Here is a 22477-nt window from a genome sequence, read left to right as displayed (position 1 = left end):
GCGCCCACATGGAGCCGTCCGTGGTGCTACCCACTCTCCCCGACGACGATCCCGCACCCGCGCGGCGCTTGGCAGCGCTCGCTGCAGCGCGTGAGACGTACCGCTTCGACTACTCGTTCGAGAACTTGCCGTTTGCGGCAGAGGTCCCCGTCCAGGACCAGTTCTCGCTGGAGGTGCTGGCCAAGGTGACGGAGCTCAAGCTCCAGTCGGGCCTGAATCAAGCGCTGGCGGAGCTGCGCATGCGCGCGACGGACGGGGCGTCGGCCGTGACCACCTACGGTCTCGACACCTTCCGCGCTCTGGTCCCCGAGTCGGCGCGCGGCGCCGTCTACGATGTCGCCGAACGCGTGTGTCCTTCCGTCGTGCAGCTCACGCGGGAGCTGACGCACGAGCTGACGGCCCCCTCTGACCTGCCGGACAGCAAGCGCTGGCCGCTCACGCTCGAGGACTACCATCGGCTCTTCGTGACGACCGCCGAGCCCGCGGTGGCGAAGGTGTGGGCGGAGGACTGGTTCTTCGCCTACCAGCGCCTGGCGGGCTGTAACCCCGTGGTCATTCGGCGCGCCTCGCTGGCCGACCTGGGCGAGCGCTTCCCCGTGGACGACGCGTTCCTGGACCGCGCGCTGCGCTGGTTCGGCGCGCCTCCAACGACGCTGCAGAAGCTCGCGGACGACGGCCAGCTGTTCTTGACCGACTACAGCATCCTCGAGGGCGTGCCCGCGGGGACGTGGGACAGCGGGCGGCGCCGCAAGTACCTCTGGGCACCGCTCGGGCTCTTCGCCTGGTTGCCGGCGCACGGCTCGCGCGAGGCGGGGCTGATGCCCATCGCGGTGCAATGCTACCAACAGCACGACCCGGTCGAAGCACCCGTCTTCGGACCGTTCGACGGCGTGAAGTGGCAGATGGCCAAGATGGTGCTGCAGGTGGCGGACACGCACGACCACGGCATCGTCAGGCACCTGGGGCTGTGCCACATCATCATGGAGTCGGTCACGCTGTGCCTGTTCCGCAACCTGGCGCCAGCGCACCCGCTGCGCGTGCTGCTCGAGCCACACGTCGCGTACACGTTGGCGACCAACGAGATCACGCAGGACTCCACCATCAACCCGGGGGGCGTGACCGTCACGCTGCAGTCGAACAACTTCACCGGCACGTTCATCGTGCTGCATCGCGCGCTCGACGCCTTCGACTGGGACAGCGAGTCGCCCGACAAGCGCTATCAGAAGCTGGGCCTGGCCGACACGCGCGCGCTGCCGGTGCACCCGTTCCGCGACGACGAGCTCTCCTGCTGGGCCGCGATCCTCGAGTTTGCGCAGGCCTATGTGGACCACTACTACGCGAGTGACGAGGCCGTGCGGACGGACCGCGAGCTGCAGGCCTTCGTGGCCGAGCTGGGGGCGGAGGACGGCGGTCGCGTGCGCGGCGTGCCCGAGGTGCACACCCGTCAACAGGCGGGCCGGTTCGTCGCGAACGTCATCGAACGCGCGACGACCTACCACAATGCCATCAACTACTCGGTGTTCCCCTACATGGGCTTCGTCGCGGGGATGCCGCTGGCGGCCTACGCGGTGGCCCCGACGGCGCGCCCCGCCACCCACGCCGAGTTCCTCGACATGCTCCCGCCGCTGCACAAGGCGCTCGGACAGATGGGCGACTACTGGACCATCAGCGGCCTGTTGGTAAACCGGCTCGGCTACTACGGCGCGAACTACTTCGCGGACCCGTTCGCGCGTGATCTCGCGGAGCGCTTCCGAGAGCAGCTGGCCGCGATCGACCGAGAGATCGCCGAGCGCAACACGCAGCGCCCGTTCCCGTACGACCAGGTCACGCCGTCACGCACGGCACAGAGCATCACGGTCTGACGCTCCTGCTCTGCGCCATCGCAGAGACCTCTCAGGCCGTCGCGCTCCTGCGCTCGGCGAGGCTACTGGCGGCGGCCGACGGGATGGCCGTCATGCGGGCGAGGAACTGACCGTCCGCGGGATGCGCCACGACCTTGGCGTAGACCCGCACGTCCCCGTGGGGCGTGGGCACGTCGATACACACGTCACGGAGCACGTCCGGACGCGCCTGCGCTGTGATGAGCGCGTCCACCGGCGAGAGCGCCAGGACGCGGCCCTCGCGTGGCTCTCCAGCGTCCACGTCAGTCACCACGGCGTACCCCACCCTGAACGGGTCCACGTCCACCAGCGCGTGCTCGACGCGCGCAATGCTCTTGTCGAAAGGCGCGCCGATGGCGAACACGTCGTAGACGGTGAGGGGAGCAGCGGCCCCCTTGGGCTGGAACGTCGTTCCCTCGTGGAGCTCGAGGGGAGCGCTGACCGCCTCCCGTGTCTCGTTCGAGATGAGCACCTGACCCCCTGTGGTGAGGCTCTCGATGCGCGCCGCCAGGTTCACGACCGTACCGACGACGCCGTACTTGGCGCGCTTGTCGCTGCCGAGGTTGCCCACGACCGCTTCGCCGGTGTGGATACCGATGCCGACCTGTAGCTGAGGCAGCCCCAGCGCCGCGTTGCGCGCGTTGACCGTCCCCATGGCCGTCTGCATGGCGATGGCGCAGGCCACGGCGCGGTCCGCGTCGTCCGGCCGCGCGACGGGGGCGCCGAACAGCACCAGCAGACCGTCACCGAGGACCTCGTCGATGGTGCCGCCGTGCTCGACGATGACCTCGGTCATGGCCTCGAGGAAGTGGTTGATGAGGCGCAGGACGTCCTGCGGCGGAAGGGCGCTGGCTGCCGTGGAGAAGCCACGCAGGTCGGCCATGACGACGCACACGCGCCGCAGCTCGCCGCCGAGCTCGAGCCCGCCGGGCTCGTCCAAGATGGAGTCCACCACGTCGTCGCTGACGTACCGACCGAAGGTCTTGCGGATGAACTCGTTGCGCAGCTCGAGCTGACGCGTGCGCTCGGCCACCTTGAGCTCGAGGTTGTCGTAGAGCTGCGCGTTCTCGATGGAGACCGCCGCCTGCGCGGTGAGCAGCTGCAGCATCTCGATGCGGTCGCTGGTGAAGGCGCCGCGTGCGAGGTTGTTCTCGAGGTAGAGCAGCCCGCGCAGGGTGCCCTGGTACTCGATGGGCGCGCACAGGATCGAACGGGGCTGACGCGCGCGGACGTAGGCGTCCTGCTGGAAGTCGCCACGCCTGGCCGCGTCCTCCAGCACCACCGAGCGCCCCGACTTCAGGACCCAGCGGGCGATGCCGAGCGAGAGCGCCATGGACGCCTCGAGAGGCTCCCCCTGACCGTGGCTGACTTCGGGCTCACCGTCCGCGAAGTCCAGCCTCGCGACGACCTGCGGTTCGTCGCCGCGGAGAAGGACCAGGACGGCGCGCTCGGCACCCGCGTTCTCGACCACCACGCGCAGCAGTCGCTCCAGCAGTCGAGAGAGGACGATCTCCTCGGAGATCGCGCGCGACGCGCGAGTGGCCGTCTCGAGGTCGAGGACAGCGCCGTGCTCGTTGGTGCTGGTGACGCTCTTGGTGGCGCCCCGCTCGGCGTAGGGCCCGTGACCCGCGAAGGGATACGTCTCGACCAAGGCGCGCACTTTCTCGAGCGCGCCCCAGCGCTCGTACGCGGCGCGCGCGGCGCGCAGGTACGTGTGCGCGAGGATGGTGTTGCCCTGCTCGAGCTGTAGGCGACCCGCCAGCTCGAGCGCCAGCGCCTCGAGGTCCGTGTGGCCTTGGTCACGCGCGCCGCGCGAGGCGCGGTCGAAGGCCTCGAGCGCATCGCCGGTCGCACCCCGAACGCGGGCCAGCTCACCCGCGATCATGTCGACACGCGGCATGATCGTAGCCGGGCCTGCGTCGGCGAGCTTGGCGAGCTTGCGCTGGAGTAGCATCACGCGAGCGCGGCTCTTGGCCCGCGCCAGCGGGGTCATGGTCGGCTCCGCTGCGGCGCGCGTCATGCACTCGTAGAAATAGGCATCCGGCACGAAGAAGGTGGCCGCGGCGCCCGCCTCCAGCGGCGCCGACTCCTGCGCGGCCGCGAGCGCCACGTCGATCTCGCCGAAGAAGTAGGCGAGGCGCATGCGCGTGGTCAGGTAGCAGTAGAGGTTGGTGGTGTCGCTGGCGTCGCGGTGCTGCGCCACCGACACGCGCTCGTCGTAGGCTTCGCCGCGCAGCTCGTAGGGCTCTGCGCCAGCCGGCGTGGCGCGCAGGTTGAGGGCTGCCTGGCGGACGATGCCGAGCGTCAGTCCGCTGGTGTTCTGCTGCATCTCGGCCAGCGCGGCGGCGGCCTTGGCCATGTACTCCGTGACGTCCTGGAGGTCACGGCCGGTGGCGCCCAGCAGCGCACCGCGCATGAAGCCCGAAAAGGCTGCGTACTCGAAGTCGCCGTTGGCGTACGCGTGCTCGTGCGTCGCAGACAGCGCCTCGGCCGAGCGGATCCAGGGCTCCTTCCACAGACGGATGTGGGTGTTGTACAGGTGCCGCGCGCGCGTCGCGTGCCGCGTGCCATCGAAGCGGTCGGCGATGGCGATGGCGACCTGGCCGTAGCGGTAGGCCCCTTCGAAGTCGGACAGCGTGCAGAGCACGAGCCCGTACAAGGAGAACGCCGTGGCCGACTCCGCCCCGACGCCCTTCTCGAGCGCGAGTCGCACGACCGTGAACGCGGCGATGGGCAGCAGGTTGGGCGACGCGTAGTAGGCGGGCCCGATGAGCGACATGAGCAGGCGCGAGGCCACCTGGTCGTGACGCGAGCTGGACGCGGGGAGAGCCGAGAGAGCCTCGACGCTCTTGCCACGCAGCGCGAGCTTGGTGCGCACCAGCTGCGCGATGACGGCGCCCTGCGAAGGCTTGACGTCCAGCGGCACCCCCAGCTTGCCGAGGGCGTCGAGGCAAGCCTGCATGGCACCCACGAGATCGTTCTGTGCGTTCTTGGCGTCGACCCGGATCTCGTACGCGCGTACCTCGTCGAACACGTCCCGGGCGCCGCGCAGCAGCGTGTCGAGCTCCCGCTCCATCGTCGCGTAATCGCCGGTGAGGAACGCGGCCTCGGCCGCCTCGAGGTGCAGGTCGGCGGTGAGCCTGTAGTCGGTCGCGAAACCGTCCTTGGGTTGCCGCGCGAGGCCCGCCTGAGCGAACGCCAGCGCGACGTGATAGGCGCTCGCCGCCCGAGCTTGACGCGCAGCTCTCAAGTTGAGCTCGGCGAGGGGCCTGCGCTCGCTGGCGGGCAACGCGTCGCCCGGGACGTGGTTGAGGTGTGTCACGGCGTCGAAGAGCAGTGTTTCCTCGCCGTCGCGGTACGCCGCGACCAGCGTGCGGCCCAGCTGTAGGTGCACGGCTTCGCGTTCGTCCTTGGCCAATCGCTCGTAGGCCGCCTGCTGGACCCGGTCGTGGGAGAAGCGCCCCGCTGCGGCCTCGCCGGACTCCACGTAGACGAGACCCAACGCGCGCGCCGCGTCCAACGCCTCGAGCGCGCGCTCCTCCAGCAGCTCGCCCGTGGCCACCCCGTCCCCACTCTCGTCCAGCAACGCCCCGAGTTGATCGAGTCGAAAGTGGTTGCCGATGACCGACGCGACAGCCAGCGCGCGCTGTGCGGACCCCTCGAGCGTGCCAACCTTCTCGCTCATGAACTCGACGACGTTGTCCGTGAAGGCCTCCGCGCGCAGACCGTCGAGGTCGGCGGCCCAAGCCCCTGCGTCGTAGTCGAAGCGCACCAGGCCCCGCGCGTACAGCCCTTGCAGGAACTGGTTGAGGAAGAAGGGGTTGCCCGCGGTCTTCTCGTAGCAGATGTCCGCGACCGCCGCCGCGCCCACGGCCCCACCGAGGGCGTCGTTCACCAACGCCCCCGTGTCCTCGCGCGTGAGGGGGCCAATGTGCAGCTCACTCAGGCGCCCAGCCTCACGCACGCGCTCGATCACGGCGCGCAACGGGTGCGCCGCCCCGACCTCGTTCTCGCGGTACGCCCCGACGATCAGCAGCTGCCGCGCCTGTGGGTCCGTCACGAAGCGCCCGATCGCGTGCAGCGACGGAAGATCGGCCCACTGCAGGTCGTCCAGGAAGATGACGAACGGCCGCCCCGGGTCGGGCAGGGCGCGCACGAACCGCCCCAGCACCACGTTCAGGCGGTTCTCGGCCTCGGCCGCTGGCAGCTCCGCGACGGGCGGCTGGTCGCCGAGCAGGAGGCGGAGGTCGGGGATGACGTCGACGAGCACCTGCGCGTTGGGGGACACGGCGTCGAGGATGCGGTCGCGACACACCGTGCTCACTTCGGCCGACTGGGCGAGGAGCTGACCGACCAGCTGCTCGAACGCGGCGATGAGCGATGCGTACGGCACGCCACGCTTGAACTGGTCGAACTTGCCCGCGACGTACGTGCCCTGTTGCGCGACGTTCTCGGCTTCGGCGTGCTCGACGAGGGCGGTCTTGCCGATGCCCGAGTAGCCGGACACGAGGCACAGGCTGGCTCCCTCTTGCGCAGCGTCGCGGAAGCGCTCGCGTAGCCACGTCAGCTCGCGCTCGCGCCCGTAGAGCTTGTCCGGAGCCTCCAAGCGGTTGGGTGCCGCGGCCACTGTGAGGGGGAAGCTGTCGCAGCGCCCCGTCTTGTCGAGGCTGTCGCGGATGCGCCGCAGGTCCGTTGCGAGGCCGAAGGCGCTCTGGTAGCGGTCCTCGCCGTTCTTCGCGAGCAGGCACTGCAACACGTCGGACAGCGCGGGCGGCACGGAGGGATCCAGCTCGTGCGCCGGCCGCGGGGCCACCGCCAGGTGGGCGTGCACCAGCTCGAGGATGTCGTCCGAGTCGAAGGGCGGGCGGCCCAACAGCGCGTCGTAGAGCGAACAGCCGAGGGCGTACAGATCCGTGCGCCAGTCGATGCGCCGGTGCGTCCGACCGGTCTGCTCCGGCGCCATGTAGGCGAGCGTGCCCTCGAGTTCGCCCGGGTCGCGCGCGGCGCGGTCGTGGGAGGCGCGCACCGAGATGCCGAAGTCCACGAGCTTCACGGCGCCCGTGTCGACGTTCCAGACGATGTTGCTGGGGCTGACGTCCTTGTGGATGATGCCGGCCGCGTGGACGCTGGCGAGCGCGTCCGCCACGCCAATGGCGACCTCCAGGAACGTATCGACGTTCAGCCGGCGGCCACGGCAGGCGCTGGCTAGCGACACGCCGCCGAAGTCCTCGAGGAGCAGGCCCAGCCAGCCGTCCTGCTCCACCAGCCCGTAGGTCTTGACGACCCCGGGGACGTCCAGCGACTCGAGCAAGCGATGCTCTTGGCGCAAGCCACGGACGACACGACGGGAGGGAAAGGCGTCGCGGATGGTCTTCACGACGGCGCGCCGACCGTCCGGCAGCACGAGCCCGCTGTAGACGGTGGTACGCCCGGCGTCGTAGATCTTGTCGAGCTCGGCGAAGTCGAGGTGCATGGGGTCGACCCGTGGGTCTCTTGGCCGCGGAGGCGTCTCTAGGTGGTAACCCCCAGAATGCTCGCGTGGGTCGCCCCAGGTCAACGCAATTCCGGGGCGCTGGCGCGTGTTGCACCCCGGTATCACTGCGGTTTCAAGCCCTCGACAGGGACGGGCTACTCCTCCGTGGCCATCGCCCCCGCGCCGCCGAAGAGGTAGCCCTTCTCGCCGTGGAGCGCGGTGTCGAGGCCCTCGAACTCCTGCTCGTCTTCGACGCGCAGGCCCATCGTCTTCTCGATGACCTTGAGGACCACGAAGGTCACGACGCCGGAGTAGATGGCGGCGACGACCACGCCGAGGACGTTCTCGATGAAGAGGTGGGTCTCCCCCTCGAGGAGGCCCTTGGCGTCGCCACTGGGCGTGAGGGCCGCCACGGCGAAGACACCCGTCAGCACGGCGCCCAGGAAGCCGCCCACGCCGTGGACCCCGAACGCGTCGAGGGCGTCATCGTACCCGAAGCGGTTCTTGAGCAGCACCGCCCCGTAGCAGACGGGACCCGCGACGAGGCCCATGATGAGCGCACTCTGAGGCGTGACGAAGCCTGCCGCGGGGGTGATGACGACGAGGCCCGCGACGAGACCCGAGGCTGCACCCAGGGCCGTGGCCTTGCCGTGCTTGACGCGCTCGGCGAGCACCCAGGAGCAGGCCGCAGCGCCCGCAGCGATGTGCGTGTTGACGAGGGCGAGCGCCGCCGAGGCACCCGAGGACAGCGCGCTCCCGGCGTTGAACCCGAACCAACCGAACCACAGGAGCCCGGCGCCCGTGAGCGTCATGGTCAGGTTGTGAGGTGGCGAGGGGCGCTTGCGCTTGCCCACCACGATGGCGGCCACGAGGGCGCCGGCGCCGGAGCTGAGGTGGACGACCGTCCCCCCCGCGAAGTCGAGCGCGCCACGCGCACCGAGCCAGCCATCTGGTCCCCACACCCAGTGGCAGAGGGGGTCGTAGACCAGCGTCGCCCAGATCACGATGAACACGAGGTACGAGCGGAACTTCATGCGCTCCGCGATGGCTCCCGAGATGAGGGCGGGCGTGATGATGGCGAACATCATCTGGAACGCCATGAAGAGGATGTGCGGGATGGTCGTCCCGTCGCGCACCGCGTCGTGAGCCACGCCGTGCAGCAGCACGTAGTCGAGGCCTCCGAGCCATCCGCCGCCCACGTCGGGCGCGAAGGCCAGCGAGTAGCCGATGACCACCCACTGGACCGTCATGACGCCCAGCGCGATGAAGCTGTGCATGAAGGTCGAGAGCACGTTGCGGCTGTTGACCATGCCGCCGTAGAAGAGCGCCAGACCCGGCGTCATCAGCAGCACCAGCGCGCACGAAACCAGCACCCAGGCGGTGTCCGCCCCGTTGATCGCATCCATCCGAATTTCTCCTATCCACTCTGCGCACAGGAGGGCGCGAGCGTTCAGCGTTCCGAGGGGGAGGTTGGACGGCTTGTGTTTCGGGCTGATTTCGGCCGCGTTGCTTTTCGGACAAAGCGATGGGGCGTGCTATACGCGGGCGGTGATCCCCGGCACCGCACAGGTTGGCTACAAGTGGATGGGCCTCGGGCTCGCGCTGCACATCGCGGCGTACCTTGGGCGCGAGATCCTCGTGGTGCAGTACGGGGTGGGCGCCGCCGGGGGCCTGATGATGGCCTGGGGCTGCTCCGTGTACCTCGAGGGCAAGGGCTACCCCAAGCCGCTGGGGCTGCCGGCGTTCGTGCTGTCCATCGTGTGGATCGGCATCTGCTTCTTCGTGCCCGACCGAGAGCAGCCCGACCTGCCCCCCGCGCAGCTCCCACCGCGGACGGACTGAGCCCGTCCCGGTGAGGTGTGAGCGGAAGGACGGCCTCGCCCATGACCGCCGCGGTACGGAGGCCGTTCACCTCCGACTCGTACTGGTCGATGCACCTACAGGTGGGCTCGTTGCGCCGGGGTCGGGGGTCAGCCGTGCTCGGCGAGGAAGTAGAGCGTCAGCCCGAACACCGCGACCATGGCTGCGCTCTCCGACCAGCTGACGCGCCCGTCGTCCTTGACTGCCTTCCACAAGATGAGCAGCGGCGGGAACAAGAGCAGCACCACGGAGGTGGTCTCGAGGTCGATGGGCAAGACCGCGCCGTTGGGGAGGGCCGCGATCACCCCAACCTGCGAGAACGCGGCGAGCATGATGAGCGCGACGGGCATGACCAGGACCGCGTTCTGTGTGATGGCGCCCGACACGTTCGCGAGCGCGAGGTCGTACATGCCGCGCATGTGGGCCGAGGCGATCATGATGTAGCCGCCCGCGCAGGCGAAGATGGAGAGAACCAACGCACCCACCATCTCGGAGTACCCCGCTTCCGCGAGACGCAACACCAAGATGTCGGCAAAGTCGCCCACCGCGTGGCCCCCGATGACGGAGGTGCCGAGACCGAGGGCCCCAAACGCAACGATACGCCCCATTGGGACCGGCGCTTCGTCCGCCTCTTCGGCCTCTTCGACGCTGCTCACCCACTCACCCCGATCAGGGGTGGTCCCGAAACGCTTGATCAGCTCCACGGTGCCCACCGCCTGCACCAGCAGCAGCAGCGCGCCGATGATGTACAGGTCCGACGGGCCGAGCCCCTCGCCGCCGTGGCTGCCCGCGCCGAAGCTGCGGAGCAACACCATGATGAGCCCGGTCGCGAAGTAGATCCCGGCCGCTCCTGCGAACTGATCGGTCGAGAGCTTCACCAGCGGCTCCGGGAGACGGGCCTGTCCCGACGCGTCACGCGGCAACAGCGCGCTGTACAGCCCAAACGCCATGGCACCGACGTGGAGCGTCATGGCGACGACGATGAACCCCAGCCGCGGCTTCGCGGCCAACACGAAGCCCAGCATGATCAGCTCGGGGATGTTGCCCGCCATGCCGGCCATGCTGCCAGCCACGAAGGGGTTCCACCGCATGCGGGCGGCGATGCCTTCGACGCACAGGATCATCGCCTCGCACGAACCGAAGACGACCATCAGACCGCCTATGGCGAGCAGCGCCGGGTGCAGCAATCCGACCTCGACGTTCGCCGCGACCAGCCCGTGGGAGAGCGTGAGCAGCCCGAGCCCGAGCCCGAGGATCTTCACCCATGTCGTTCCACCGCCGCCACCGCCAGCCATCTCACGCTCCGTTCGTGTTGTGCGAGTCGGCGGAGCATAGCGCCCTCTCGGGGGCCGCGTCCCCCTTCGTCGTCGGGGCCAGGTTCGCTACGCTGCGAGCACCATGACCGACGTGTCGTCCCTGGTGGCTCCGCACCTGGTGTTCTCGGACGAGGAGCGCGCGCTGCTTTCGCCATACCTCACGCCCGTGCGCTACGCGGCGGGCGAGACCATCTTTCCCGAGGGGCAGGTGTGCCGAGAGCTGGTGGTGCTCGGCGCTGGGCTGGTGCGCGCCTACTACCTGCACGAGGCGCGTGAGGTGAACCTGCGATTCTTGTGTCCCCCGTCAGTGGTCGTGGCGCTGAGCAGCCTGGTGCTGGGCGCGCCCGCCGAGGAGACGGTGGAGGCGGTGACCCCCGTGGAGGGCGCCCGAGCGCGCGTGGTCGATTTCGAGCGCGACCACCCCGGTGCGCTGGCCGAGCGCATGCGGCGCGTGCTCGCCGAGCGGCACTACCTGTCGATGGAGCGGCGCCTGCGGATGCTCCAGTGGAAGACGGCGGCAGAGCGCTACGAGTTCTTCGTGGCCCACATGGAGCCCGAGATCGTGCGCGGGATGCCGGGCTATCACGTCGCGTCGTACCTGGGTGTGGCCCCAGAGTCGCTGAGCCGCGTGCGCGCCGCGCGAGCCGGCCGTTCTTGACGGATGTCAATGTCGTGGCGGGCGGCTCGCCGCTAGGGTGAGCGCATGGACGCTGCGACACCCGAGGCCACGCGCCCCTTCTCCTTCGACACGCTCGGCGGGCGCCAGGACGAGACGCTCCACCTGGCGGCCTCCCCCGAGGCTCCGCTGGTGCTCGTCCTGCCAGCCCTCGGACTGCGGGCCGCGTACTACGCGCCGTTGGTGAGCGCCCTCGTGCGTGAGGGACTGCACGCCGCTGCGATCGACGTGCCTGGACACGGCGCGAGCCCCGTTCGAGCGGCGCGCGGCGTCGACTGGGGCTACCCCGAGGTGGCGGCCCACGCGGCGGCGGCGCGCGCGGCGGCCTGCGCGTGGGTGCCGGGCGCGCCCGTGTTCTGGCTGGGGCACTCCATCGGCGGCCAGGTGGCGCTGCTGGACTCGGGGCTGCATCCCGGCGTACACGGCGTGGCCCTGGTGGCATCCGGGACGCCCTTCTGGCGTGCCTGGGAGGGTGCCGCAGCGTTGCGCATTCGCGTGTTGACGACGGTCAGCACGGCGCTCGCGGCGGCCCTCGGCTACTTCCCGGGCGAGCGCGTCGGCTTTGGAGGGCGCGAGGCGCGGGGCCTGATCAGGCAGTGGGCACAGCTGGCGCGCACTGGGAGCTACATGTTCGAGGGCTTCGACGGGGAGGCGGTGATGGGCGCCGGGCGGGCGCCCGTGCTGGCCCTGCGTATCGTCGGCGACGACCTGGCGCCCGAGGCCGCCGTGGAGCACGCGCTGACCAAGCTGCGCGAGCGACGCGTGGTGCGGGAGGTCTGGGAGGGGCTGCCTTCGAAGAACGTCCACAACCGCTGGCCGCGCACCCCCGAGCACGCTGCGGCGCGCGTGGGCGCGTTCGTTCGCTCCGTGCTGACGGGCGAGCTGGATGTGGCACCCACCCTCCACGCCGCCGAACCCGTGGGGACGCGGGCGCTGGCTGTCGCCGCGCATGGAGACCTCCGATGAGCCAGCTGACCCTCGTCGGGCTGAGCTACTCGCCGTGGACGGAGCGTGCGCGTTGGGCCCTCGCGCACCACGGCATCGCATACCGCTACCGCGAGCACGTCCCCATGGTCGGGGAGCCCGCGCTGCGGTTGCGGGCGCGGGCGCCGCGCGGAGAGCGCGTGTCCGTCCCGCTGCTGGTCCACCCGGGCGGCGTCGTGCGGGACTCGGTGGAGATCATGCGCTTCGCGGATGCGCATGGCGGTGGACCTTCCCTGGGGGCCTCCGCGCCAGACACCGAGCGCTGGGCGAGCCGTGTCGAGGTCGGCCTCGCCGCGACGAGAGCGCGCGTCACGGCAGCGATCCTGGCGGACCCCGAGGCCCTGCGCGAGAGCGTCCTGCCGCTCGCACCCGGGCCGCTCGCGCATCTGATGAAGCCGGCTGGGGCGCTGGGTGCACGCTTCGTGGCGCGAAAGTACGGCGCGGACCTGGGCGACGGCGCACGCCACGAGGCGACGCTGCGAGCCGTCCTGACCGACCTGCGTGGCGCGCTCTCTGGTCGCGAGCACCTCCGCGGAGACGCGTTCAGCGCCTGCGACATCCTGGCTGCGACGCTGCTCCAAGGGGTCGCGCCCGTCTCGCATCCTCGCGTACGCCTGCTGCCCGCCCAGCGAGCGGCTTGGACACACGTGGGGCTGGCCGACGAGTTCGCGGACCTGGTGGGCTGGCGGGACCGCCTGTACGCGGCGTCCGACGCCGCGGCGCGCGTGCGGATTGCACCGGCCGAGGGGTCCGTCAGCGCACCACGAGCTCCCGCGTGAGGAACGCCGTGCCCCCTCGATCGTCGCGTACCACGACGTAGAACGTGACCACGTCGCCGGGGACGGTGTCGGCAGCCACCCAGCTCGTCTCGGGCTCGTCGCCGGTCCGCACCTCGTCGCGAAAGCGGCCGTGCGTGGCGTAGTACTGCACGATCACCTGCTCGTGGAACGGCGCACCCAGCTCGTCTTCACCCGTCTCGGGCGGGGTCACGGCGACCTCGATGGTGTAACGCAGCGCGGCGGGGCAGTCTTCGTAGGTCGCACCATCGCACGCCGCGGCCTCTTCCACGGTGAGCTCGGGCCAGCTCCGCCCCGCCCAGCTAAGCGAGGTGATCGCGGGGTTCGCGTTGCGGTCCTCGGCGCGCACGCGGATGCGCTTGAACCCCACCTGCAGCTCGTCGAGCTCGAGCCGACGCCCGTCGCTCGCAGCGCACGCCACGGGGACACCATGCGTGTCCCCGTCGACGAAGCTCCCGGGGCACACCGCCACCAGGATGCCCACGTAGACGGCGTCGCGCGCGCTGCTCGGAACGGACGCCAGCAAGTCGGCGGGGATGGTCACGTGGTGGACGTCGAGGTCCGTGCCGAGCACCCAGGACTCCTCGTCCAACGCTTCCATGCACGCCTGCGCGGTGGAACCGCTCGGGTGCGTGCAGGTCGCCCAGCCCCACGCGCGGGGTGCGCCCTCGGGGTCGTACAGGAGCGCCTCGAGCAGCACGTCTTCCCCCGGGTGGGCGATGGGCTCGCTGGCGCGCACCGCCAGCAAACGCAGGGAGCCGAGGTGCGAACCGGGCTCGAAGTCGCCCGCGCATGCAGCGAGGGAGAGGAACGAGGGCAGCCCCGCGGATAGGAGAAGGGCAGCGCTCAGCGCACGCCACGCGGCACGGTGGTTCACAGCTCACCTCGCAGACCGATGACCGGCAGGAACGGCAACCCAGCCATGGGCGCCGACTGCGTGTAGTCGAAGTTGTAGTGGATGCCTTCCGGGTTGGATCGGTTGTAGACATTGCGGATGTCGAGGTAGGCCGTCAGCCGCATGGCCTCGAAGGTCCAGGTCTTGTCGACCCGCAGGTCGAGCTGATGGAACGACGCGAGCCGCCCCGAGAACGCAGCCTGGTCCGTGACCGGCTCGTAGGCGCCGGCGTCGAGGTCGACCACGCCGCCCACGTACGGGGTGTGTGGGGCGCCCGTGACGAAGCGAAAGCGCCCGCCCAGCGACCAGCCGCGCCCGAGGTCCACGCTCCCCACCGCGCTGACGATGTGCGTCTGGTCCCACTCCATCGTCTCGTACGGACCGTGGCTCCCGTCGCGCCGCTCGCTGCGCGACAACGTGTACGCGAGCCAGCCGAAGAAGGGTCCTCCCCCGGGGCGGTAGCGCAGCATCAGCTCGCCGCCATAGGCGCGCCCCTCGCCCGCGTTGTCGAAGCGCACGCCGATCACGCTGTCCGTGTCCGCGCCGCGGGCGACGGGCAGGTCGTCGAAGCGCTTCCAGAACCCCTCGAGCGAGACGTCGAAGTGCGAGGTGAGCTGCTGCTCGACGCCCAGGCTGAGGTGCGTGGACGCGCTGCTGCGCACCGTGAACGCACGGTCGAGCAAGCTCTCAACCGGCTGCGGAGGTTGATGATAGAGGCCGGCGGCGGCCTTGAGCGTGGTGCGTCGCGGGGCGCTCACGACGTCCCAGCGCAGAGCAAAGCGCGGGTCCACCGTGACGCGGCCGTTGTCCTGCGCGTAGTCCACGCGCACCCCGGGCATCAGGCGCAGCCCGGGCGTGGGGGTGAGCTCCAGCTGTGCGTAAGCACCTGGTCGGAAGGTGCGGGGCTGCGCCTCGACGACCCGGGCCGGTCGCCCGAAGTTGGGGCCCGGGGTCTCGTTGGCCGTCGGATAAGGCGCGAGGCGCAGGGAGACGTCGTAGCTGGCCCACAGGACGTCGAGCCCACCGACGACCGTGGCGGCGCGCCCGAGCGAGGCGCGCACCTCCGAGCGCCCCTGCAGCGTGTACGTGTCCGCGAGCGCGTAGTTGTCGCCCACCCGCAGGCTGAGCGCCTCGGTCCCGAAGGTGATCGCCTGCGTCCAGCGCAGCCCCTCACGCAGACGCGAGTCGACGCGCAGCTGGAGACGCGTGAAGGCCGTGCGACCCGAGAGCGCACCGCCGAACTCGGGGTCCTGCGCGTCGGGGGCGTCGACGATCAGCGCGATGCGGTCGTCCGCGCCGATGAACATGAGCCGCACCGTGGTGCGCGCGTTGACGTCGTGCTCGAGGATCGCCTGCCAGTCCCAGTAGACGGGCGCGGTGCGCACACGCGTCCCGCTCCCCTCGAACACCCGCCCGAGCCACGCGTCCACCCACGATCGTCGTCCGGCGAGCATGAAGCGGGTGCGCTCGCCCAGCGCGCCTTCCACGACGAAGCGCGCGTCGAGCGCGTCCACCTGCACGATGCCTGCAAACCCCTCACGCCGCGGCGAGCGCAGGTCGAGCGAGACGACGCCGCCCATCCCACGACCGTATTCGCTCCCGAAGTTGCCAGGGCGGAACTCGAGGCGCTCGAGGAGCTCCGAGGGGACCACGGACGAGATGCCGCCGAAGTGGTAGGCGAGCGGGATCAACGCACCGTCCACGAACACCTGGGTGTCTTGGGGAGCCGACCCGCGTACCACGAGGAGCCCTTCGAAGCCCGGGGGGCGCGCCACGCCGGGCATGGTCTCGATCGCGCGCAGGGCGTCGCCGTTCGTACCTGGGATGCGTCGGACCTCGACCCCCTCGATGGCGTGACGGGTCGCCTCACGAGGAGGGGCCTCGCCGCGGACCTCGACCTCGATGTCGGCCACCTCGAGGTCGTCGGGCACCGAGGTCGCCCGCGCGGCTGACGCCGTCGCGGAGGTCTGCGGCGCGCCGGGTGCGGTGGTGGAGGCAGGGTCGGTCGTGGTCGATGGGCCCGTCGACGCGGATTCGCCTGGCGACCGGGCGGGTTCGCCAGCCTCGGGAGACGGTGGGAGGGCGGGCAGCAGCGAGAATCGGAACGCGATCACCGCGGGGATGGGCACGCCATCTTGGGTCGCGGGCTCGAAGCGCAGCCGCGCCGCCGCGGCCAGCACCGACGCGTCCACTTCCGCGACGCCGGAACCTTCGAGTACGCGCGCGTCGGCGACGGCGCCTTCGGTGTCGAGCTGCAGCTCGAGCAGCACGCTCGGCACCGTCAGCGTCGTGCGCTGCTCGTCCGTGATCTCGGGGTCGACGGCCTCGAGTAGGCGCGGAGGGACGAGCACTGGCGCGGGGCTGTCGGCGGACGCGATGGGCGCGACGAGCAGCGCGGCGAGGCTCACGGCGCTCACCAGCAAGCGCCGCGTGGGCGAATCTTTCGTGGGGTCGTTCATCGAATGAGTCGTGCCCACACCAAGACGTTGCGTTCATTGATTTTCACGAGCGCGACCGTCTGCGGTCCGAGTGATTTTGTTTGAACGGCAGTGTCGTGAGCGGGCATGAGCTGACATGGACGTCGTCAACGAGACCAAGTCGCTCCTGCTGGCCATGGGCGCATCGCCGATCATGTGGTTCATGATCTTCCTCTCTCTCGCGAGCATCACGGTGATGGTGGAGCGCGCGTGGTTCTTCCACTCCATCACGGAGGACATCGAGCTCATCGCGCGACGTCTGAGCGCGTTGCTGGACGCGCGCGACTACGAGGGCGCGCGCGCGCTGATGCGCTCGTCCTCTTCCGCCGAGGCAGCTGTCGTGCTGGCCGGGCTGCTCGACGCCGGGCGCGGCGTGCGTGCCGCGCGTGAGGCGATGGCGGGCGCCGAGGCGCTGCAGCGAAAGCGCCTCGAGCGGCGCCTGGGCTACCTGGGCACCCTCGGGAGCAACGCTCCTTTCGTGGGCCTCTTCGGGACCGTGGTCGGGGTCGTGATGGCCTTCGAAGAGCTGGGCGTCGGGGACGGGTCGACAGCCAATGCGGCCGTCATGGCGAGCATCGCCGAGGCGCTCGTCGCGACCGCCATCGGGCTCGCGGTGGCCATCCCGGCCATCGCCGCCTACAACGGCTTCCAGCGGCGCATCAAGGGCATCGCCTACGACACCGACGCGCTCGCGCACGTGCTGCTCGCGCACCTCGAGGGCGAAGCCGGCGCGAGCGAGGTGCCCCGCGACGCACTACCGCAGCGCGCCCCACGGGCACGAGACACGCCCGATACGGAAGAGCTCGGCCGGGTCCGTGCTTCGCTCGTGGAGGTGTCGTGATGGCTGCCGGAAAGCTCACGGGAGACGATGGCATCCACGAGATCAACGTGACGCCGCTCGTGGACGTCACCCTCGTGCTGCTGGTCATCTTCATGGTCACGGCGAAGATGATGTCCCCACCCGCGCTGCCGCTCGACCTGCCGCAGGCAGCGACCGGGGACGAGACGCAGACCGTGCTGGTGGTGGGCATCGACGCGTCAGGACGCGTGACAGCAGACGGCGCGCTCCTGGCCGACGACGACGCACTGCGCGCCTTGGCGACGGAGCGGCTGGCACAGGAACCCGAGCTGCGGACGGTGCTCCAGGCGTCGGCGAGCGCCAGCCATGGGGACGTGGTGCACGTGCTCGACGCGCTGCGGGGCGTCGGCGTGGTGCGCGTCGGCTTCGCGGTGGACCCCGCGCCGTGACCATGCGCAGCTACGACGCGGCGCTGCGCTTCGGCGCGCGTGGTGAGGGCTTGGGGGCCTTCGGCGCGGGGCTCCTGGCCGGGGCGCTGCATCTGGGTCTCGGTCTACTGTCGCTCGCGATTCCGGAGACCCCCCCCGCGCAAGCTCAGCCACGAGCCGCGCTGGACGTCGAGCTGATGCGGGTGAGACCAACACGGCCTCCAGCGCCGGTGCCCACGCCCGCCCTACCCGAGCCTCCCCCGGAAGCGGAGAGCCAGCCGCCGCCTCCCGCCGTGCGTGCCCCTGCTCGCGCCAGGACCGCCCCGCCGTCCACGGCGCCCCAAGCGGAGGCCCCGCCAGCGGCGCGCGCGGGGTCGCTGCTCACGGCCGCCCCCGACGCTCCGACACAGGCCGCTCCGGTCCGCTTCGTGACCGACGCGAGCGGGGCCAGCTACGGCCACGGTGTCGTCGCGCGGGGCGGCACGGCCGACCACGGTGCGCAAGGCGCCCGGGCGGGAGGAACCGACGCAGCCGCGGCGCCCGCCGCCTCCCCCGCCCCTGGTGGGGACGGCATCACACCAGCCTCGCAGCTCAGCCGACCGCCCCGCCTCGACGACCCCGACGCCTGTCGAGGACACTTCCCCGCTAGCAGCACGAGCGACCAGGGCGTCGTGGTCGTGCTGGTGGTGGTGCGCCCAGACGGTGGGGTCGGCCGCGTAGGCGTCCTCCGTGAGACCCCCGAGGGCGAGGGCTTCGGGGCCGGGGCGCGCCGCTGCCTCGCCGGACGTCGGTTCACCCCGGGGCTCGACGCGGCCGGCACGCCCACGACCGCCGCCGCGCGCGTGACGCTGCGCTTCAGCCGGTGAGGCCGCCCCGCATGCTATGCCTCTCCCACTCGTCACTTTCTTTGAACGTTCTGGTTCGGACCGGGCACGCATCGGGTGGCCCCATGACCAGCAGAGACAGCGCCTGCGTGACCACCACCGCCCCCCTTCGACCTGTCGATGGCCTCGTCGTGCGCCTCCAGCAGGCCGAGCCCGCAGCCATCGGCGAGGCCTACGACATGCACGGGCCGAGCGTGCTGGCCTTCGCGCGGCGACTCGTGGGAGACGCGGACGCGGCCCAGGACCTGGTGCAGGACACGTTCATGACCCTGCCCAAGGTGGTCGGCCGGTTCGAGGGTCGCAGCTCGCTGCGCTCCTTCCTGATCTCCATCGCGGTCAACCACGCGCGGCACCACGTGCGCGCCGCCAGTCGAAGGCGTGCGGCGATGGAGCGCTACGCCCGCGAGCCCCGTGGCGGGAGCGTCTCGCCGGAAGACGACGCGCTGCGCGCCGACCTGGCGGACGCGCTGACGTGCGCGCTCGACAAGCTGTCGCTCGACCAGCGCGTGGCCTTCGTGTTGTGCGAGGTGGAGGAGCGCAGCGCGAAGGAGGCAGGTGAGATCGCGGGCGCTCCCGAAGCCACGATGCGCACCCGGGTCTTCCACGCGAAGAAGAAGCTGCGTGAGGCGCTGGCGCGGAGCGCGCGCGAAGGGGGGCTGCGATGAGCGCCGACGAAGACGATCTGCTCGCGCAGGCAACGCGCGCGTTGCGTGACGCAGGGCCGCCCCCGCTCGACGAGCTGCGCCACACGCGGCGGCGCATCATGGAGGCCGCAGGCCGCCAAGAGCGCGCGCCGCGGCGCTTCACGTGGGTGGTCTTTCAGCTGGCCGCGTTCCTCCTGGCCGCGACGGCCCTGGCCGCGACGACGGGACGGCTCGCGCCGATGGTGGACGCCGTGCGAGGGCTGTTCATGGGCGTGGCGCCGCACAGGGACGATGCAGGGACGCCAGTGGGCGGCCGCGCGGATGGGAGGCGAGGGGTCGGGCCCACCCACGCCGGCGCCCCCAACCCCCTTGGCGCGGTAGCCGAGGGCGGCGGCGACGGAGGCGACGACGGAGCGGCCCTGGCGCCGTCCCCCGTCGCGCCGACCGGACAGCTCCAGACCCTGACGCTCGCCACGGACGCGACACCGACGACGCCGAGCGAACCGCAGCCGGACGCGCCAGGGTCGCGGCAACCAGCCAGCGGCCTGGGGGCGACTCCCCGTACTGGAGCCGTGTCCAGCCGAGCGCGGTCCACTGTGTCCGCCGTGCAGGGAGTCGAGGAGATCGTGTCGGGGTCCAACGAGCGGAGCGGCCCGAACCAGCCCACCCCCTCACCCGACGTGCGCGAGGGGGACGCCACAGCCTCGTCGGGCCTCGCGGCTGCAACGAGCGCAGGGGGCGCGGACGCGACCCCGACCACGCCACGGGGCACCGCGCCTGCACCGGAGAGCTCGGACGCTGTGGAGGACCCCGATCTCGCGCTGTATCGGGCAGCCCACCGCGCGCACTTCGTCACACGTGACCCGCGCGCTGCGTTGGCGGCCTGGGACCGCTACCTGGCGGAGCACCCGCAGGGCACCTTCGCGCTCGAGGCGCGCTACAACCGCGCGCTCTGTTTGGTGCGCCTGGGTCGGAGCGACGCCGCAGAGCGGGCGCTGCTCCCCTTCGCTTCGGGCAGCGTGGGTGGCGGGTACCGTCGCGCCGAGGCGCAGCAACTGCTCGACGCCCTCCGGGCGCGCTGAACGATGCGGGCAGCTCACCGCCAGGCCTGGACGGCCAGGGCCCTCATGGCGCTATCGGCGCTGTCGGCGCTGGCTGCCCTGGCCGGCGTCCCCTCCGTCAGCGCCCAAGCGGGGGCGGACACATCCGCACCCGACCTGACCCCCGTGTACGTCGCGCCCGACGTGCCGCTCGACCGAGAGGCGCTGCGCGCACAGCTCGCCAACGCCTCGACGCTACGCTGGACGGTGGTGGACGCGCCGCCCTTGACCGGGCAGCGCGCCGTGCTGGTCGTGCGCGAAGGCGAGCGCGCGCACGTGCGCTACGTGGGCCACACGGCGGCCGAGCTTCAGCGGACCATCCCGCTCTCCCCCGACGCGCGCCTCGCGGGGGAGGCCGTCGCGCTGGTCATCATCAACCTCGTGGAAGACCAGACGAGCGAGCTGCTCTCCGCGTTGACGCCGCAGCCAACGCGAGACACCGAATCCGCAGCCGACACCTCGGGGTCGTCCCCTGTCGCCGCAGCCAACACGACCCATCCAGGGCCGCCGCCATCGGACGCGAGCCCGCCGTCGACCGGCTCGGGCGACAACGAAGACGAAGACCAAGGCGAGGACGAGCTCGCTGCGCTGCCGATGACTGGGGAGGATGACCGTGTGTCACCGGGTCCAGTCGCCGCCGACCCGGGCGCACCGCCACCGCCCCACCCCTGCACCGAGCGAGCGCGTGGGTCCCGCGTCGGCGTCGACCTCCTGCCCGGAGTGGGCAGCTCCTCCATGCGCGCGGGTCGCGACGCGGTGCGTGGTTTCTCACTCAACCTCGCGGGGGGGCTCGCGCGCGGTCTCCACGGCTTCGAGCTTGGCGGTGGCTTCAACGTGCTCACGGGCTTCGCCTGTGGCCTCCAGGTCGCTGGCGGGCTCAACGTCGTCCTCGGACCCGTGCGCGGCGTCCAGCTGGCGCCGGTCAACATCGCCACAGGGCGCGTCGAAGGGGCGCAGCTCGGCGTCGTGAACGTCGCAGGCGAGGTGCGGGGTCTGCAGCTGGGGCTCGTGAACATCTCGAAGGACGCAGCCGCCCCCATCGGACTCGTGAGCGTGGTCCGGAACGGACGCACCTCCATCGACGCGTGGGGAAGCGAGTCGGGGATGCTGGTGGTGAACCTCACGCACGGTGGGCGCCTGGTGCACAACCTCTACGGGGTCGGAGCCCGCGTCGGTCCGCGCGGACCGCGCCTGTTGGTGTTCACCGGGCTCGGCGTGCGGCTCGTGTCCACCCGTCACGCGCAGCTCGACCTCGACGCGCTGCTGGGTTGGATGCTGCGCGGCAGCCAGAACCGGCAGAGCATGCTGGTCACCGTCCGGCTGCCGGTGGAGGTCCGTCTGCCTGGTCGCGTCGGGCTGTTCATCGCGCCCAGCTACCAGTGGCTGCACACGGAGGACGCCGGAGAGCACCCCCAGGCGCCCCCCGCGCTCGTGACTACGCTGCGCGACGGAGGTGGCAAGCGCGTGCTGGGGTGGCCAGGCCTGCACCTCGGCGTGCGCTTGCACCTCGGCCCCCCATGACGCTGGGACCGTGGGTCGAGACTACGCCGCCGCGCGCGACTCCCGCGCCGCCTGCGCGAGCAGCTCCGCGTGCGCGACGGCCTCCGGGGGCGCCGCCTGTCGCATGGCCGCAAGGAACGCCACGCGCTCGGGCTCGCTCACGCCGTGCATCATCCACTCCATGTAGACCGCGTTCTCCTCGGGCGCGCAGCTGGCCACGATGGCACCCTCGACCGCGAGGAGGTCCTCGTCGCTCACGTGCTCCCAGAGCAGCTCCATCACCTCGGTCTCCTCCTCCGCCATGTGACCCAGCTGGGTGGCGACGTAGCGCGTCAGCGCAAGATAGAACGCGTGCCCCGCGTCGGCCCGCTCGCGCATGACCTCGGCGCGACGCAGCAGCTCGTGCTCCTGCTGATCGAGCACACGGTGCGTGGCGAAGATGCGGCGAGCCAGGGCAGGCGCGAAGCGCTCCACCAGCGGCTCGATGTGCGCGTCTTCGTGGTGAGCGTGGGCGCCCATCAGCGCGAGCGACGCGTGCAGACGCGCGAGGTACGGGTTGGTCGCGTCACGGTCGTCGACGTCGAGCTCGGCGGCCAGGCGCAGCAGCTCGCCCAGCTCACGGCGGATGCCCTTGTGGATGATCTTGTAGAAGTTGTAGCGATGCGCGGTCATGAACGTCTCCGGGGTGCGTGGCTGGGAAGCACCAGCACCGATGAGATAGCGCCGCGAACCGCGCGCGGTTGCTAAGTGTTCGCTACCGGTTT

General features: G+C 71.1%; 17 protein-coding genes. 11 read left to right on the top strand and 6 right to left on the bottom strand.

The window, feature by feature from the left end:
- Positions 1-20: 20 nt before the first annotated feature.
- Positions 21-1862 carry a hypothetical protein gene (locus H6726_21240; GenBank protein MCB9660183.1) on the top strand — a complete coding sequence of 614 codons (1842 nt, stop codon included), beginning with the start codon at positions 21-23 and terminating at the stop codon, positions 1860-1862.
- A gap of 31 nt (positions 1863-1893) precedes the next feature.
- Here H6726_21240 and H6726_21235 read toward each other — a convergent pair whose 3' ends face one another.
- On the bottom strand, positions 1894-7353 hold the full coding sequence (locus tag H6726_21235) for an AAA family ATPase (protein MCB9660182.1): 5460 nt from the start codon (positions 7351-7353) through the stop codon (positions 1894-1896).
- 155 nt (positions 7354-7508) lie between these two features.
- Complete coding sequence (locus H6726_21230) at positions 7509-8759, bottom strand: ammonium transporter (protein ID MCB9660181.1); 1251 nt, start codon at positions 8757-8759, stop codon at positions 7509-7511.
- 142 nt (positions 8760-8901) lie between these two features.
- On the opposite strand from H6726_21230, the gene H6726_21225 reads away from it, so the two are divergent.
- Entirely contained in the window at positions 8902-9195 is a 294-nt protein-coding gene (locus tag H6726_21225) for a hypothetical protein (GenBank protein MCB9660180.1), read from the top strand.
- Positions 9196-9323: 128 nt separating this feature from the next.
- On the opposite strand, the gene H6726_21220 is transcribed toward H6726_21225, so the two are convergent.
- The gene (locus H6726_21220; GenBank protein MCB9660179.1) at positions 9324-10508 is read right to left on the bottom strand and encodes a hypothetical protein; all 1185 of its coding nucleotides are present in this window, start codon (positions 10506-10508) and stop codon (positions 9324-9326) included.
- A gap of 103 nt (positions 10509-10611) precedes the next feature.
- Here H6726_21220 and H6726_21215 point away from each other — a divergent pair, with 103 nt between their 5' ends.
- From H6726_21215 to H6726_21205, 3 genes are read left to right on the top strand one after another with little or no spacing between them, the layout of a single operon-like run.
- Entirely contained in the window at positions 10612-11187 is a 576-nt protein-coding gene (locus H6726_21215; protein MCB9660178.1) for a Crp/Fnr family transcriptional regulator, read from the top strand.
- A 45-nt stretch (positions 11188-11232) separates the two neighbouring features.
- Positions 11233-12171, top strand: coding sequence for an alpha/beta fold hydrolase (locus H6726_21210; protein MCB9660177.1), 939 nt, complete (start codon positions 11233-11235; stop codon positions 12169-12171).
- Positions 12168-12968 carry a glutathione S-transferase gene (locus H6726_21205; GenBank protein MCB9660176.1) on the top strand — a complete coding sequence of 267 codons (801 nt, stop codon included), beginning with the start codon at positions 12168-12170 and terminating at the stop codon, positions 12966-12968. The genes H6726_21210 and H6726_21205 overlap by 4 nt, the downstream gene beginning before the upstream one ends.
- On the opposite strand, the gene H6726_21200 is transcribed toward H6726_21205, so the two are convergent.
- Together H6726_21200 and H6726_21195 are read right to left on the bottom strand one after the other, a co-directional pair.
- Entirely contained in the window at positions 12943-13863 is a 921-nt protein-coding gene (locus H6726_21200) for a hypothetical protein (protein MCB9660175.1), read from the bottom strand. The two genes, H6726_21205 and H6726_21200, sit on opposite strands and share 26 nt — an antisense overlap.
- Positions 13860-16340 carry a TonB-dependent receptor gene (locus H6726_21195; protein ID MCB9660174.1) on the bottom strand — a complete coding sequence of 827 codons (2481 nt, stop codon included), beginning with the start codon at positions 16338-16340 and terminating at the stop codon, positions 13860-13862. The genes H6726_21200 and H6726_21195 overlap by 4 nt, the downstream gene beginning before the upstream one ends.
- A gap of 115 nt (positions 16341-16455) precedes the next feature.
- Between H6726_21195 and H6726_21190 the strand changes: the two genes are divergently transcribed.
- The 6 genes from H6726_21190 to H6726_21165 all read left to right on the top strand — a co-directional run bounded on the left by H6726_21190 (position 16456) and on the right by H6726_21165 (position 21734).
- Positions 16456-17199, top strand: coding sequence for a MotA/TolQ/ExbB proton channel family protein (locus H6726_21190; GenBank protein MCB9660173.1), 744 nt, complete (start codon positions 16456-16458; stop codon positions 17197-17199).
- Positions 17199-17606 carry a biopolymer transporter ExbD gene (locus tag H6726_21185; protein MCB9660172.1) on the top strand — a complete coding sequence of 136 codons (408 nt, stop codon included), beginning with the start codon at positions 17199-17201 and terminating at the stop codon, positions 17604-17606. The genes H6726_21190 and H6726_21185 overlap by 1 nt, the downstream gene beginning before the upstream one ends.
- Positions 17603-18451 (top strand): energy transducer TonB, encoded by an 849-nt coding sequence (locus H6726_21180; GenBank protein MCB9660171.1) that lies wholly within the window; start codon positions 17603-17605, stop codon positions 18449-18451. The genes H6726_21185 and H6726_21180 overlap by 4 nt, the downstream gene beginning before the upstream one ends.
- Before the next feature lie 83 nt (positions 18452-18534).
- Positions 18535-19134 (top strand): RNA polymerase sigma factor, encoded by a 600-nt coding sequence (locus H6726_21175; protein MCB9660170.1) that lies wholly within the window; start codon positions 18535-18537, stop codon positions 19132-19134.
- Positions 19131-20195: a hypothetical protein gene (locus H6726_21170; GenBank protein MCB9660169.1), complete on the top strand. Its 1065-nt coding sequence runs from the start codon at positions 19131-19133 to the stop codon at positions 20193-20195. The genes H6726_21175 and H6726_21170 overlap by 4 nt, the downstream gene beginning before the upstream one ends.
- A gap of 45 nt (positions 20196-20240) precedes the next feature.
- Positions 20241-21734 (top strand): hypothetical protein, encoded by a 1494-nt coding sequence (locus H6726_21165; protein ID MCB9660168.1) that lies wholly within the window; start codon positions 20241-20243, stop codon positions 21732-21734.
- A 21-nt stretch (positions 21735-21755) separates the two neighbouring features.
- On the opposite strand, the gene H6726_21160 is transcribed toward H6726_21165, so the two are convergent.
- Positions 21756-22385 (bottom strand): hemerythrin domain-containing protein, encoded by a 630-nt coding sequence (locus tag H6726_21160; GenBank protein ID MCB9660167.1) that lies wholly within the window; start codon positions 22383-22385, stop codon positions 21756-21758.
- Positions 22386-22477 lie beyond the last annotated feature (92 nt).

The organism is Sandaracinaceae bacterium, assembly GCA_020633055.1.
In the GTDB taxonomy this organism is placed as follows: domain Bacteria; phylum Myxococcota_A; class Polyangia; order Polyangiales; family Houyiibacteriaceae; genus JADJJE01.
This window is presented reverse-complemented; position numbering and strand designations above follow the sequence as displayed.